The sequence below is a fragment of the Bartonella sp. HY761 genome, from assembly GCF_026743145.1.
Taxonomy (GTDB): Bacteria; Pseudomonadota; Alphaproteobacteria; order Rhizobiales; family Rhizobiaceae; genus HY038.
In genome coordinates this window covers 2,894,279-2,908,115 of the sequence record NZ_CP104887.1, presented here as the reverse complement: position 1 = coordinate 2,908,115, position 13,837 = coordinate 2,894,279, and the positions used below count along the sequence as shown (strand labels likewise).

The 13,837-nt window shown below is 39.7% G+C and carries 9 protein-coding genes; 6 read left to right on the top strand and 3 right to left on the bottom strand.

All coding sequences use genetic code 11. From position 1 onward, the window contains the following. The first annotated feature begins 269 nt into the window (after positions 1-269). The 3 genes from N6A79_RS12570 (at position 270) to N6A79_RS12560 (ending at position 5,910) form a co-directional block, all read left to right on the top strand. Positions 270-2,480 carry a TonB-dependent receptor plug domain-containing protein gene (locus N6A79_RS12570; protein WP_268546205.1) on the top strand — a complete coding sequence of 737 codons (2,211 nt, stop codon included), beginning with the start codon at positions 270-272 and terminating at the stop codon, positions 2,478-2,480. A gap of 168 nt (positions 2,481-2,648) precedes the next feature. Continuing rightward, positions 2,649-3,257: a glutathione S-transferase family protein gene (locus N6A79_RS12565; protein ID WP_268546204.1), complete on the top strand. Its 609-nt coding sequence runs from the start codon at positions 2,649-2,651 to the stop codon at positions 3,255-3,257. Between the two features lie 178 nt (positions 3,258-3,435). Next, entirely contained in the window at positions 3,436-5,910 is a 2,475-nt protein-coding gene (locus N6A79_RS12560) for a TIGR02302 family protein (protein WP_268546203.1), read from the top strand. Positions 5,911-5,963: 53 nt separating this feature from the next. On the opposite strand, the gene N6A79_RS12555 is transcribed toward N6A79_RS12560, so the two are convergent. The 3 genes from N6A79_RS12555 to N6A79_RS12545 form a co-directional block, all read right to left on the bottom strand. Continuing rightward, a complete protein-coding gene (locus N6A79_RS12555) occupies positions 5,964-8,246 on the bottom strand; it encodes a molybdopterin-dependent oxidoreductase (RefSeq protein ID WP_268546202.1) in 2,283 nt (760 codons plus the stop codon). A gap of 469 nt (positions 8,247-8,715) precedes the next feature. Continuing rightward, entirely contained in the window at positions 8,716-9,039 is a 324-nt protein-coding gene (locus N6A79_RS12550) for a hypothetical protein (RefSeq protein WP_268546201.1), read from the bottom strand. Between the two features lie 256 nt (positions 9,040-9,295). After that, positions 9,296-10,714, bottom strand: a complete 1,419-nt coding sequence (locus N6A79_RS12545; RefSeq protein ID WP_268546200.1) for an NAD(P)/FAD-dependent oxidoreductase — start codon at positions 10,712-10,714, stop codon at positions 9,296-9,298. 604 nt (positions 10,715-11,318) lie between these two features. Here N6A79_RS12545 and N6A79_RS12540 point away from each other — a divergent pair. The 3 genes from N6A79_RS12540 to N6A79_RS12530 all read left to right on the top strand — a co-directional run bounded on the left by N6A79_RS12540 (position 11,319) and on the right by N6A79_RS12530 (position 13,799). Further along, complete coding sequence (locus N6A79_RS12540) at positions 11,319-12,311, top strand: aldo/keto reductase (protein WP_268546199.1); 993 nt, start codon at positions 11,319-11,321, stop codon at positions 12,309-12,311. Between the two features lie 368 nt (positions 12,312-12,679). Then, a complete protein-coding gene (locus N6A79_RS12535; protein WP_268546198.1) occupies positions 12,680-13,180 on the top strand; it encodes a hypothetical protein in 501 nt (166 codons plus the stop codon). A 121-nt stretch (positions 13,181-13,301) separates the two neighbouring features. Continuing rightward, positions 13,302-13,799, top strand: a complete 498-nt coding sequence (locus N6A79_RS12530) for a hypothetical protein (RefSeq protein WP_262098685.1) — start codon at positions 13,302-13,304, stop codon at positions 13,797-13,799. The last annotated feature ends 38 nt before the right edge of the window (positions 13,800-13,837 follow it).

Here is a 13,837-nt window from a genome sequence, read left to right as displayed (position 1 = left end):
TCGTTTTTTTGAACAGAGTTTTTCGCAAAACTTTATGCATTAGAAAAAAATACTATTTACACTAGCTCTAAAAAACATTACGGTATATAGGTAAACTACATAACGATTTATAATTCAAGTAGCCATTAAGGTTAAATAGAAAAAATATCACCTTTGTTCATGTCTAATATACTGGCATGCAAGGGGTGGTTTTTTGCAAACTTTTTTGGCGCATTGTGCACTTTAGTCGTATATTTCTTAATCATATTTTTCCTTGAGGGGTCTTGGAAATGAAAGACAACCAAAAAACACTGCATAGCCCCATAAAGGCTATGCTTTTTGCCGCCGTATCGTTTTTGACCTTATCGCAAGCCGCATTGGCGGCGCCAGTTGAAGGGCAAGACCAAAATTCGTCATCGTCATCAAGCAGTTTAGAAAATCAAAACCGCAATGATGATAATAATGCCGGTGTCTTTACCCTTGGTACAATTACAGTTTTTGGCGCAAGAGCTAATGCTGCTACGAGCGGTTTATCGGTTTCTGAAAGCACTGTTACATCAGAAGATATTCGTGTTTATAACCGCAACACTTTGGGCGATGCACTCAAAGTGACACCTGGTGTTATAGTTCATAGTTCTGGCGGGCGGCGCAATGAAAACCGCTATTATATTCGTGGTTTTGATATGAATCAGGCGCCGTTGATGGTTGACGGCGTCCAAATTTATCTGCCCTATGATAATGGTCTTGATATTAATCGATTTTTGACACCTGATTTATCACAAATTCAGGTGCAAAAGGGCTATGTATCGGTACTGAATGGCCCTGGTGGCATGGGCGGAGCTGTCAATCTGGTGACCCGCCGTCCAGAAAAAACCTTGGAAGTTGAATTTCGTCCAACTGTTGAATTTGGCAATACAGGTAGGGTTGCCAATTATACCACCTATGGTTATGTTGGCAGTAAGCAAGACACTTATTATGTACAAGCAAGTGGTGTTTATAGCGATAATGATGGCTTTTTTCTCTCCCGCCATTTTGATCCAGTGGTTATTGGCAATAGTATTATTGAAAATGGTGGCCGTCGTGATTTTTCATCATCAAGAGATTGGCGCGGTAATTTGAAAATTGGCTTTACGCCAAATGATACCGATGAATATACGATTAATTATACCAAGCAAGAAGGCCACAAGGATTCGCCCTATTCAATTTTTGCGCCTGTTGATGGTTTAACAACCAAACCGCCTAAAGGTCTTGGTTACCAAGCCAATTGGAATTGGCCGCAATGGGATGTTGAAACCATATCATTGTCAAGCCACACTGAATTTGGCGAGCATACTTATCTCAATACGCGGTTTTTCTATGCTGAATTTGACAATACCATTGCAGCTTATGATGACTATCACTTTAATCGCCAGTTTAAGGGTAAGGCTTTTCGCTCAACCTATCATGACAAAAGCTATGGTATGAGCATGGAAGCTGGTACCAAGCTATTTGAACGCAATGATTTAAAAGCTGCTTTCCATTTTCGCCGTGATGAGCATGAAGAGCATAATATCAATCAGCCTTCTAAGCCAACCGCTATATATGATCCGGTAACGGGGCAAGATGAAAATATTTTTTCAATCGCGGTTGAAAATACTTTTCATGCCACGGACAAGCTCGACTTAGTTGGTGGTATTAGCTATGATTATCGTGATTTAAAAAATGCTGAATATCTCATTAAAGGGACTCGTGATATTGGGCATTTTGAACTTTCTGATGATGATGCAATAAACTGGCAAATGGCAGCAATTTATCGCCCAACCACTACTGCAGAGTGGCATGCTAGCGTTTCTAGCCGCACACGCTTTCCAACTATTAAAGAACGTTTTTCAAGTCGCTTTGGCGCGGCTGTTCCAAATCCGTGGGTGAAGGCGGAACGCGCAACAAATTATGAAATTGGCTGGTCAGACTTTGTAACCTCTGATCTTGAGGTAAGCACTGCAGTGTTTTACAATAATGTTGAGGATATGATTGATTCTGTCTATCTTGGCGTTATGAACAGCGAGGGCCGTGAAATGGCACAAAGTCGCAATGTTGGTAAAGCTCGATATTACGGCATTGAATTAAAGGCTGAATGGCAAATTAATGAAAACCTACTTTTTGGTGGAAATTATAGCTATTTGAAAGGCAGGATCACATCGCCGAATGAAAGCGAAACATTGGTGACGGGTAAGCCGCAACATCAAGCTTTCATTTATGGTAAATGGACACCGATTGAAAAGCTCACCATTTCACCTAGCATCGAAATTGCTTCTTGGCGTTATTCACGCAGCGCAATCCAAAATATTTATCGCAAAGCTGATGGTTATGTTATCGGCAATATTTCTGCCGAATATAGCTTTACTGATAATGCAAGCTTGCTAGCAGGGGTGAGAAATATTAGCGATGAAAATTATGAAGTTGAAGCTGGTTATCCAGAGGCTGGTCGAACATTTTTTTTAAGCGGCCGTTTTACTTTTTAAGCTGAAAGTTTATGAAAATATAAAGCGCTGGTCTAACATTTTAGGCCAGCGCTTTTTTTGTTTCTAGACGAAAAATTGGTTTTCAATTTTGAATAAATACTCTAGATTTTTTGTGTATCAAAATGTTTAAATAAAAACATAAAGAACCTAAAAAGGGGAAGAGATAATATGATTTTGATTGGGCAATTAGACTCACCTTATGTGCGCCGTGTTGCAATTTCTGCGGCCTTTATGGGATTTAAATTTGAGCGCAAGAACCTTTCGGTCTTTCGGGATATTCCAGAGTTTTCAACTTATAATCCTGTATTGAAATCGCCTTCTTTTGTGAGTGATGACGATATAGTTTTAATGGATTCAACTTTAATTATTCAATATCTTGAAGCGCAAACACAAAAGCAACGTAGCCTTTTACCAAAAGATAATCTTGCGCTAGAGTTAAGGATTATTGGGCTTGCTTTAGCAGCTAGTGATAAAAGCGTTCAAATTGAATATGAAGAAAAGCGTCCTATAAGTGAACGCTCTCCAAATTGGCTAGCGCGAATAATAGAACAAATGCTGAGTGCTTTTTCTCTTTTAGAGCAAGAATATCAGAAAATATCGACACCTTGGCTTCATGGTGAGGAAATTATGCAAAGTGATATAACAACCGCCATTGCTTTGAATTTTTCTTATAATACCGTGCCGGATTTGATTACCAAACAAAGCTATCCAGCACTTAACCAACATTGGCAAAGGGCAGAAATGTTGGATATTTTTAAACAATATCCTTATTGTTAATTTTATCACTGAGAAAATTATTCCATAATAAGTATATGGTATGAGGAATATAATTTTAAAAATAAAAACAGGATGATTGTCTTTTTAAATCAAACTTAAGACAAAAACTTGTATAAAGACTGATTATGACACCTCTTTGCTATATTGCATGGCAAAATCATGCCAAACGGATGGAATTATGACCATAGAAGTTGAAAATCAGAATTGGCAAGCAAAACTGGCGCGTGTGCGTCGGCTGACCTTTGCTATTTTGATTTTCGAGCGTTTATGGCCGTTGGTTTTGCCGGTTATTCTAGTGGTTTTGAGCTTTTTTGCGCTTTCATGGTTTGGCATTTTTAAAATGGCTTCCGGTTTAACGCAAATTGGCTTGCTATTGGTTTTTGCGTGTTTACTGTTTTGGTGTTTGCTGAAATTGTTGGATTTTAGATCACCCACTCGTAGTGATGTTGATAACCGAATTGAAAAAGCAAGTGGGCTAAAGTTTCAGCCAATTCTTGCGCAATATGATGCGCTACCGCCAACCAGTGATGAAGTTGCTAAAATATTGTGGCAAGCACATCGCCAACGCTTGGTTAAATCCTTAAATAATTTACAAAGTGGCTACCCATCGCCCAATATTCCGCGCCAAGATCCCTATGGTTTGCGCTCGATTGTTATTTTAAGTTTTGCTATTGCTTTTGCCTATAGTTTTAGTCCATCCTCAGGGCGCATTGATGATGCATTTTATTTTGGCAAACATGCCGACTGGTCCAATATGCGCGTTGATGCGTGGGTTGCGCCGCCTGAATATACAGGGCGCGCTCCGATTTATTTAATTGAAAATAATACATCTTCCAAAACTGACGGGCAGTTTGATGTTCCAGTCAATAGTATTATTAATTTGCGTATTAGCAGTGCTGATACGCGCTTAAAACTTACTGCCAATTGGCATGATGGTGACAATACGCTTAAAAGTGAAGACATTGCAGCTAAGGCCGATGATAATAGCGATGTCATGGCTTATGATGTCAAATTAACCAAAGCGGTTACGCTTTCCTTGACTGGTCCGCATATGGATTTAAGCTGGAATTTTAATGCAATTGCAGACCAATCCCCGCGCATTAGCTGGGAAGGTGATCCCAAAAGGGCAATTAATGGGTTGCTTGATTTAAGTTATAAAATTGATGATGATTATGGTGCGGTTAAAGCTTGGGCAACGATGGAACTTGCAAAGGATGATGATGGCGAGATCCCATTATCTAAAGGGCACCAGCTTTTTCCAGTGCCTGATATTACTTTAACATTGCCACGCAATGGTAAGGGAATTACTCGTACATCGAAAGATTTTGCCGCAAATCCTTGGGCCGGCGCTAAGGTTTATATGACCTTGCATGCACAAGATGCAGCCGGTAATCTTGCATCAAGTGAGCCTAAGGAGTTGGTTTTACCGCAACGCAGTTTTGGCAATCCACTTGCCCGCGCTTTGATTGAGCAGCGCGGCTTATTGATTGGAGATACAGCCAATAAAGATCATATTCTTGATATGCTTTATGCCGTGCAAATTCGTCCAAAAGATACGATTAAGAATGCCACAACGGTGATAACCCTTGCGAGTGTTAAGCGCCGCCTTGCCGTTGCTAATAATGATGAAGAATTTCGCAATATTGCTGACTATTTATGGGATATTGCCGTTGGAGTTGAAGGTGGCAGCTTAAGCGCAGCAGCACAAAGACTAAAAGCTGCACAGCAAGCCTTGCGCGATGCTTTGCGTAATGGCGCAAGTCAAGACGAGATTGAGCGTTTAATGGCCGAGTTGAAAAACGCCATGTCTGCTTATATGGATGAGCTTGCGCAAAGTGGCCAGAAATTGCAACAACAGCCCGGCCAACAAATGCAGGACTTGAGTGAAGATGAATTGCAAAAGAAATTAAAAGAGCTGGAAGATCTTGCTAAAACCGGAAATCGTGCTGCGGCAGAACAATTATTATCTGAACTTGAAAAAATGATGGATAATATGCAAGTCACCCAAAGTGATGGGGGCAGCGGTAGCGGTAAGGGCGAGAATAAAGATAGCGCAAAGCAAGAAATGCAGAAAAATATCGATAAATTATCGGATTTAATGCGCCGCCAACAAGAAATGCTTAATGATACTAATAAGATGACTGGCGAACATCAGCGTGGTGAAAAATCTGATGAGGATTTTGCTAAAGATCTCGATGATTTGAAAAAGCGCCAACAAGATTTATCCAGTGATTTAAAAAATCTGCAAGAGGATTTAAAAAAGCAAGGCATGAAACAAGGCGAAGGTCTTGATGATGCAGGGCAAGCGATGGAACAATCGCAAGAAGCGCTAGATAATGAAGATGGCGAATCGTCAACCCAAAGCCAAGCCGATGCCCTTGATGCAATGCGTAATGGCGCGCAGGAAATGATGGCTGAAATGCGCGAAGCCTTGAAGGAAAAAGGTGAAGGCACGCCCAATGATGATCGCAAGATCGATCCATTGGGGCGTGAGATGGGCGGCGAGCAAAATCAGCATGGTGATAATGCAATTCCAAGTGAAAGCGATATTCAAAAAGCCCGCCGCATCTTGGATGAAATTAGGAAACGCCTTGGCAATCTTACTCCAGAAATGGAACGCCAATATCTTGAACGCTTGCTAAATTTTGATTGATGCCTATTTAAGTTAAGCTAAGAATTAAACATTAATTATATTAGGTAATGTATTTAGCCGAATTGAGGTGGTTCATAAATATTGGTTTTAGGGGCTATGCCGTGATATTTTTCGACCTCAATAAGGCAGGAATTGGCACTGGTGGCTTGGGTGAGGGTTGATGTTCCGTGATCTTGTGTCAAGACATTGGGATTGCCATTTAGCTCAAGCTTGTTACCGTTTTCATCTTGCCATGGATTAAACCAAGCCCCTGTTGCCATTTGTGTGACACCTTGTTTTATATCTTGGCTAGGTTTTGCTATTGCAAGGCAGGCACCGCGCTCGTTAAAAACGCGCACCAGATCATTTTCTTTTATATTTCGTTGTTTTGCATCATCTTCATGGATAAGGATTGGCTGGCGGCCATGCTGTTTGGTTGCTTGTGGTTTTGCCGCGTGATCCCATTGGCTGTGGAGTTTGTCGCTAGGTTGGCAGGTAAGAAGGTGAAGCGGAAAACTCTTTGTTTTATCTGATCCGAGCCATTCACTTGGTGGCAGCCAGGTTGGATGGGGTGGGCAGTCTTGATAGTTAAAAGCTGCAATGGCTTTTGAATAAATTTCTATGCGTCCTGATGGTGTCCATAGACGGTTTTCATCAGGGGATTGACGAAATTCGCTCAATAGCGGCTTTATTTGCCTTTTAGGAAGTTCAAGATAGCCCATGTCTTGAAATGTGCGATAATTGGGCAAATTAATATGTTGATGCTGAAAAATTTGGCAGCTTTGCTGATATAGCCAACATAGCCAATCCGCTTCGCTACGTTTAGCGGTAAATTGTTCTTCAAAACCTAATCGTTGAGCAAGTTGTTTTAATATCTCATGATCGGTTGTGACGCCTTGCGGTGGCTCGCTTAGAGCTTTGGCATAAGTTAGGAAACTATCATTGCTGGCACTTGCTATATCGTCACGTTCTAGAAATGTGGCGGCTGGAAATACGATATCGGCATGGCGGGCATGGGCGTTCCACCAATGTTCATGGGTGATGATTGTTTGTGGCTTTTGCCAAGCATTAACCAGACGATTTAAATCTTGATGATGATGGAAAGGATTGCCGCCTAGCCAATAGACGAGTTTTATATCAGGATAATTTTTGATTTGGCCGTTAAATTGATAATTGGCATTGGGGTTAAGCAACATATCGGCAATGCGGGCAACGGGGATTGCGTCTTTGATCGGATTTACCCCTTGCGGTAATGATGGTAGAGCAACTTTGGGGCCAGTCATGCCGATATTGCCGGCTGAAGAATAGCCAAAGCCAAAGCCTTGTCCTTTTTTTCCGATATTGCCTAGCATAGCACTAAGGGCAATTGTTGCCCAATAGACTTGCTCGCCATGATCGGCACGTTGCAACGACCATGCGACCATGATGAATGTTTTTTTGTCAATTATCTGTTTGCCCAAGGATAAAATTATATCGGCATTAATGTCAGTGATGCCCGCTGCCCAAAAATGATCTTTAATGATGCCGTCATTTTTGCCATGAAGATAATCAACAAAATGATCAAAGCCAGTCGTGTATTGATTGATGAAATTATAGTCAACTCGATGATTGACGAGGACGTGGTGGCATAAAGCCAATAACAAAGCCGTGTCGCTATTAGGACGCAAAGAAAGCCATTGGCTTTGAATATCGCTATCGCTTTTAACGGGCGAAATAGAAATAAGGTCAATGCCTTTTTGGCATAGTTTTTGCAAATGGCTATGGGTGTTATGACTAAACAGTCCACCAGAGTTAACCTGTGCATTGCGAATGGGTGTACCGCCAAACATTAAAACAAGTTCGGCTTCATCTAAAATATCGTCATAACTGGTATGATTGGCAACCAATCCACTAAGACCACCGATAATATGGGGTAAAATAGTTTCACCAGCGCCATAGCTATAAGTTTGGATTGAGCGAACCGAACCGCCAGCGAGATTGAAAAAGCGTTTTAATTGGCTTTGGGCATGGTGAAAGCGTCCGGCGCTTGACCAGCCATAGGAGCCGCTATAAATTGCCTGATTGCCATAAATTTGTTTAATACGGGCAATTTCTTGAGCTGCAAGATCAAGAGCAAAATCCATCTCCACTTCAATAAATTCATCTTGGCCGCGTGTGCCAATTTTTGCTTCTGGCCCATATTCAAGATAGGATTTGCGAATGGCTGGTTTTAAAATGCGGCAAGGTGCAAGGCTGTATTGTGGGTAATCAGTGCCGAAGCTTGCCGGCTGGATATCTTTATAGAAGGGGAAAAGGCTTGCATGATCATGCTGATAAATACCCCAATGGGTGGTTAGAAAATATTTGCGGTTTTCCATTTACCCATCCTTGCAAGTATTTATGCTTTTAGCTTCCCCAACGCATTCAGTGATATTATAATGCGGGTTTAAGTTCAATGATTGCTTATCTTAAAAAAGATCGAATCGTTAATAATTCAATATAAGCTATGCTTAATTTAGCGGTATTAATGACATTAAATGACAGAAAATAGATTGGAACGGCCAATTATATTTTTGCTTTTCCAACTCTAATTTTTAAAAAATAATATTTAAAATCAATATATTGGATGCGTATTGTTAGGTTTATTTGTGTGTTTTTGATTTTTTTAACAGTGATTTGCATTTTTTTCTTGCAATGAGAACAAAAGGTGAATATATGACATGTATCTTCAAAATGCAAAATTGTATCCAACGACCAAGCAATGGCAAATCAGCTGCTTGATTGATGATTTATTTGATGCTTGGTTGAATGACATATTGTAATAGATTTTAATTGGCTTGGTTTATATCATTCAGCTAATAATTTAACTGTATTCCAGTCGGTTTTGGTTTTCTTGGAAATAAGCCAATTTTTAGCATTAATATTGGTTTTGGCTGCTGTTTTATAGGCTGGCATTGTTAAGATAAGTTGGTTTTCATTATCCAAATCTTGTGCATTTTGGTGAATATGAGCCACAACAATAGTGCCGTCACTAAATTCAACGCTAATCGGGGTTGGGAGTGTGCCACAGTCTGGCAATTCGTCTTGCTGTTTTAGTTGGCAGCCCGGATATAGATGCGTGTTGGAAATAGAAAAGCCAAAAATAAGATCATTTGCTTGATGGTTACTCATTTTACGTTCCAATTTTGTTATATTCCAATTTTGAAATGATGCAGATGATATTTTAAATGGTTAGTTTGAGCTTTATATTTGCATTTGTCAAAAATTTCAGGCCACTTTGCAAAACTTGTAGCGCTGGTAATTATGTTTTGAGGGATGCTAAGGCATAAAGTGCGAAAAGGGAATTATCTACCGCACATTTACATTTCTTAATAGATTTTTGTAAATGTGCGGTAGGTTTGTTTTTATACTTTAATTGATCGCTATTTTAAAAACGATAAATGCTAAAGGCTTTTGGATCAATCACTGGCGTTGCGCCCAATAATAGATCTGCGGCAATTGATGCAGATACTGGGCTTTCTGTCATGCCCCAGCTTGTTGCTGTATTGACAACGAGACCTGGACATTCTTTGACCAAAGAAATGATTGGCGATTCATCGGGAGCAACTGCCATAGCGCCGCTCCAGCGATCGATAATTTTTGAATCATTAAAGGCTGGAAACTCTTTTTTAAGGGCAATTAATGACGCATCCAAGTCTTTGATGTCGGGGACGGCGACCATATCGCGATTGCTTTCAAATGGCGATTTTTCGTCCAATTTCCAACTGGTTTTTTGAGTGAAGGAATCAAGCAATTGTTTATTAATTGAGATGTGAATGGCAGCGTCGGGTGCAGAAAGGAGCGGAAGATATTTATAACCATAGCCAAATGAATCTTTGACGATTGGAATAACTTCAATGCGCGGTGACGTTGCATAAGTGCCATCAGCCTGCTCGCGGAAGAATATGTTTCCCGGTAATGCAACATTTGCGCCAGGAAGCCCCTTACCGCCAGTAATTAATTGTTGTGATTGATAGGCTGGTAGAGTTTCTAGATCGACACCGAGATTTTGCATGAAGAGACGAGACCATGCACCACCACAAAGGACAACACGTGATGTTTTGATTGAGCCATTTTCGGTTACTACTTCTGATACCGCGCCTGCTTGTTTTTCAATTCCGCGAGCTGCGCATTGGGTATAAATTTTTACCCCGATTTTTTTGGCATATTCTGCCACTTTAAATGTTGTAATTTCAGGGTCAAGGCTGCCTGAATCTTCTTCAAAACCAGCAATTTTCCAATCGGAAGTGGCGCCTTTTAAACGGTCGTTTAATTCACTTCCTTCGATAATACGAGTTTGAAGTGGAATTTCTGTACCAGCTTCTTCCTTGGCTTGCGCTATCCATTTTTTTACATTTTCCAAATCTTCTTCATTAAATGGAACTTCAACACGTCCTTGTGTTCGGTAGCTTGTATCAACGCCAAGTTTTGCATTCATGTCGCGCCAATGTTTTTTACCTAAATGGTGGAGCATGAATGTTGCGCCTTCCATTTTATAGGTGATGAGCTGCCCATAAAAGCGCGATGATTGCTCGCCGGCAATATTGCCCTTTTCAACGACAACAACCGCTAAACCTTTTTCAGTAAGATTGATGGCGGTCATCAATCCTAATATGCCGCCACCGATAATAACGGCATCAGCGCTTTGCGGAAGAGGTCCCGTTGAGCCGTCAACAAAACCAACCCGTGGCTTTCCGGGAACCAATCTGCCTTCGCGCTGTAGCATGGGGGTGAGAACGCCAGCACCGACGCCAACAGCACAAATAGCTGCACCGCCCAAAATTAGTTTTCGTCTACTAATATTCATATTCAAACCTCTTTATTGAAGTTATTTCTAATTTATTGGCACGAATTAAAATTGGCCAAAAACAATATATTAGAAATAAATTATGCTATGTTTTGTTGAAATGCATGCTTGCAAATAGGGTTGTAATGCGATGAAAATTATGAGGCTTGAGACTAGAAAACCCCATTTATCTTTCCTGTTTTGGGAAAGGATTTATGCCCAATTTTTATGCCGCATTTTCCCGATATTGGAAAACTATACTTGGTTTGTCATGATATGTCACCAATACAACACCAATTAGGTGATTACATTATTGTGAGCTTCATACGAAAATGTGAAAAGCGATCTCATGAGAGCGTTCAATGGAGATTAGTGATTCATCGCTGCCTATGTTTAATGAGCTGCGTTAAGCGAACAAAGTTTGGTGGCTAATGGATAAATTTTTACTTATTAATTAGTTCTACTAATAACTCTAATTACTTTTTATAGCATTCTCAATAAATTATTTAACGGTTATTGATGGGTGAAATCAAATTTGATGCAATTTGATGTTACTGCAATTTGAGAATTATTTTAAAATGAGCAGATCATTGCGCTGTATCATTGCCGCTAATTAGGAGCTGTTATGAAATATGTAAAATTTGGAGCCACTGGCTTAGATGTATCAAAAATTTGTCTTGGTATGATGAGTTTTGGCCAACCGGGCGAACAAAACGGACTATTTCCGTGGGCTAAAGATTTTGACGCGGGTAAAGAGACGTTTAAAAAGGCAATTGAACTTGGTATTAATTTTTTTGACACCGCCAATGTTTACCAAATGGGAAGCAGCGAAGAGATTACTGGCCAGTATATTAAGGCATTTAATCTTAATCGTGATGAAATTGTTGTGGCATCGAAGGTTAATTTTGCAATGCGTCCTAACCGTCCTAATGGTGGCGGCCTATCACGCAAAAATATTATGACCGAGATTGATCATAGTTTAAAGCGGTTACAATTGGATTATCTTGATGTCTATCAAATTCATCGCTTAGATCATTCAACCCCTTATGAAGAAACCATGGAAGCATTGCATGACGTAGTAAAAAGTGGCAAAGTTCGCTATCTTGGTGCATCTTCCATGCATGCATGGGAATTTGAGCGATTGCAGAATATTGCTGAAAAGAATAATTGGACCAAATTTGTTTCCATGCAAAATCACTATTCGCTTATTCATCGCGAGGAAGAACGGGAAATGATCCCGCTTTGTGTTGATCGCAAAGTGGCGATGATCCCGTGGAGTCCTTTAGCGGGTGGCCGATTAACCCGTCCGTGGCAAACCGCAACCGATCGTTCAAAGATTGATAATGTATCGCCGATGGTTTGGGGTAATAGTGAAGATTTGGATAAGGTGATTGTTGATAATGTTGAGACCTTGGCAAAAAAGCGCGGCATTTCCATGGCGCAGCTTAGCCTTGCTTGGATGTTAAGCAAACCGTTTATCACTTCACCCATTATTGGAACAACATCACCCCATCATATTGATGAAGCGGTAAAAGCCCTTGATATTACCCTTAATGATGATGAAATTGAGTTTCTTGAACAATCTTATAAGCCGCATCCAGTTTTAAGTGTATTTTAGATACTGATTTTTTGGAAGTTATACAGCGGATATTCTGTAAGTATAACTTCCATCATTGAGACCTTTGGTCTTCTGTGTAAAGCTGTATTTGAACCAATTGACCAAGGGCTTTAATTTCATGGTCATTTTTGAAAAGTTAATTAATTTAAAGCGTATTGATCGAAAATAAATTGTGTGTTTTTAGTATGATTAATATTGGTTTTATCAATATGGTAAAAACTACTTAGTTGCGTTGGTTGTAATATACGGATAAAAACCATTATAAAAATTGATAAACTATAGTGTTGACTTTATGTGGTTTATCAAAGGGTCAAGAATATTGTTATTCTTATAATCAATGAATTGGATAAAATGTCTTGGCAGATATAATGAGCCAAAATGCTGATGAGGATGTGTTTTTTGGTCATCCATGGCGCGGTATTGTTGTCGTGCTTATCTTTTTGATAGTTGCACCGCCAATGGAATTACTTCTATTTTCTTATTGTCAATATGAGTGGGGTAGTGATACCAAATTGCTTGTTGAAATGGTTGATATTTTTAATATTTATTTTTTACCAAATGTAAAAATTTCTTATTCATTTTTTGTTGCGCAAGCGGTTTTAGCTGGGCTTTATTGTGCATTTTTCGTTGCAAGAGGTCAGGCTCTTTCATGGCGGCAAGCAGTTATAGCTTTGAGTGTATTGGAGCTCACGACAGAGTTTTTGATTGAAATTATAACATTTTACTTTCGGGATATGGCTTTTGATGGTTTGTTATTATTTGTCACCTTGTTACAAGCGATATTTGCAGCTTCCATTTGTTGGTTGATTATACGCCTATTAAAAATTGATCAATTCATAAATTTGAAAAAGAATAAATCGGCTTATTAAAGAAAAAGCTATTTTTTTGTGCTATTGATGATTAATAACATATTAGTAGCGAGCAGATAATTTTATGAAAATTTTATGTAAGCTATGATTGAGTATGTGAGCGATTATCAGGTGTGGTTTAATGAGTAATATGACAAATAATTCAAATCCTAACGAGGTTTTTAGCCATCCTTGGCGTGGTATTTTGGTTTTGTCTATTTATTTGGTTATATCGCCACCCTTACAAATGTTGGTATTGGTGTTTTTTGATCATTCTTGGATTGGTGGTTCAGACCTTTTGATTGAAATTACGAATGTTTTTAAACAAAATTTTGTCCCGCGATTGATGAGTTCTTATTCATTATTTATGGCACAGGCTGTTTTTGCAGGTCTTTGGTGTGCTTATGGAGCAGCGCAGGGTAGGGCTTTGAGCCTTGGAACTGCAATCACCTCTTTGGTGGTTACAGGCGTTGTTATTGAGCTAATTACCCAAGTCATTGTTGTGCTTGTAAATCATACTGCTTTTATCCCTATGCTTTTATTAATTGCGGTTGTGCAAGGCATTGTTGCTGGCTTTATTTGTTGGTCGCTTGCGCGCAAGTTAAAATTGGCGCGTCCTGCTGATGATATAAAAAGTTAAAAAACCTTGCCCTGTTTATAGAAGGCGAGATGTTTGAG

Bases quoted from the DNA above. Each gene is read 5' to 3' on its own strand.
- N6A79_RS12570 (WP_268546205.1), top strand. From the start codon at position 270: ATGAAAGACAACCAAAAAACACTGCATAGCCCCATAAAGGCTATGCTT.
- N6A79_RS12565 (WP_268546204.1), top strand. From the start codon at position 2,649: ATGATTTTGATTGGGCAATTAGACTCACCTTATGTGCGCCGTGTTGCA.
- N6A79_RS12560 (WP_268546203.1), top strand. From the start codon at position 3,436: ATGACCATAGAAGTTGAAAATCAGAATTGGCAAGCAAAACTGGCGCGT.
- N6A79_RS12555 (WP_268546202.1), bottom strand. From the start codon at position 8,246: ATGGAAAACCGCAAATATTTTCTAACCACCCATTGGGGTATTTATCAG.
- N6A79_RS12550 (WP_268546201.1), bottom strand. From the start codon at position 9,039: ATGAGTAACCATCAAGCAAATGATCTTATTTTTGGCTTTTCTATTTCC.
- N6A79_RS12545 (WP_268546200.1), bottom strand. From the start codon at position 10,714: ATGAATATTAGTAGACGAAAACTAATTTTGGGCGGTGCAGCTATTTGT.
- N6A79_RS12540 (WP_268546199.1), top strand. From the start codon at position 11,319: ATGAAATATGTAAAATTTGGAGCCACTGGCTTAGATGTATCAAAAATT.
- N6A79_RS12535 (WP_268546198.1), top strand. From the start codon at position 12,680: ATGAGCCAAAATGCTGATGAGGATGTGTTTTTTGGTCATCCATGGCGC.
- N6A79_RS12530 (WP_262098685.1), top strand. From the start codon at position 13,302: ATGAGTAATATGACAAATAATTCAAATCCTAACGAGGTTTTTAGCCAT.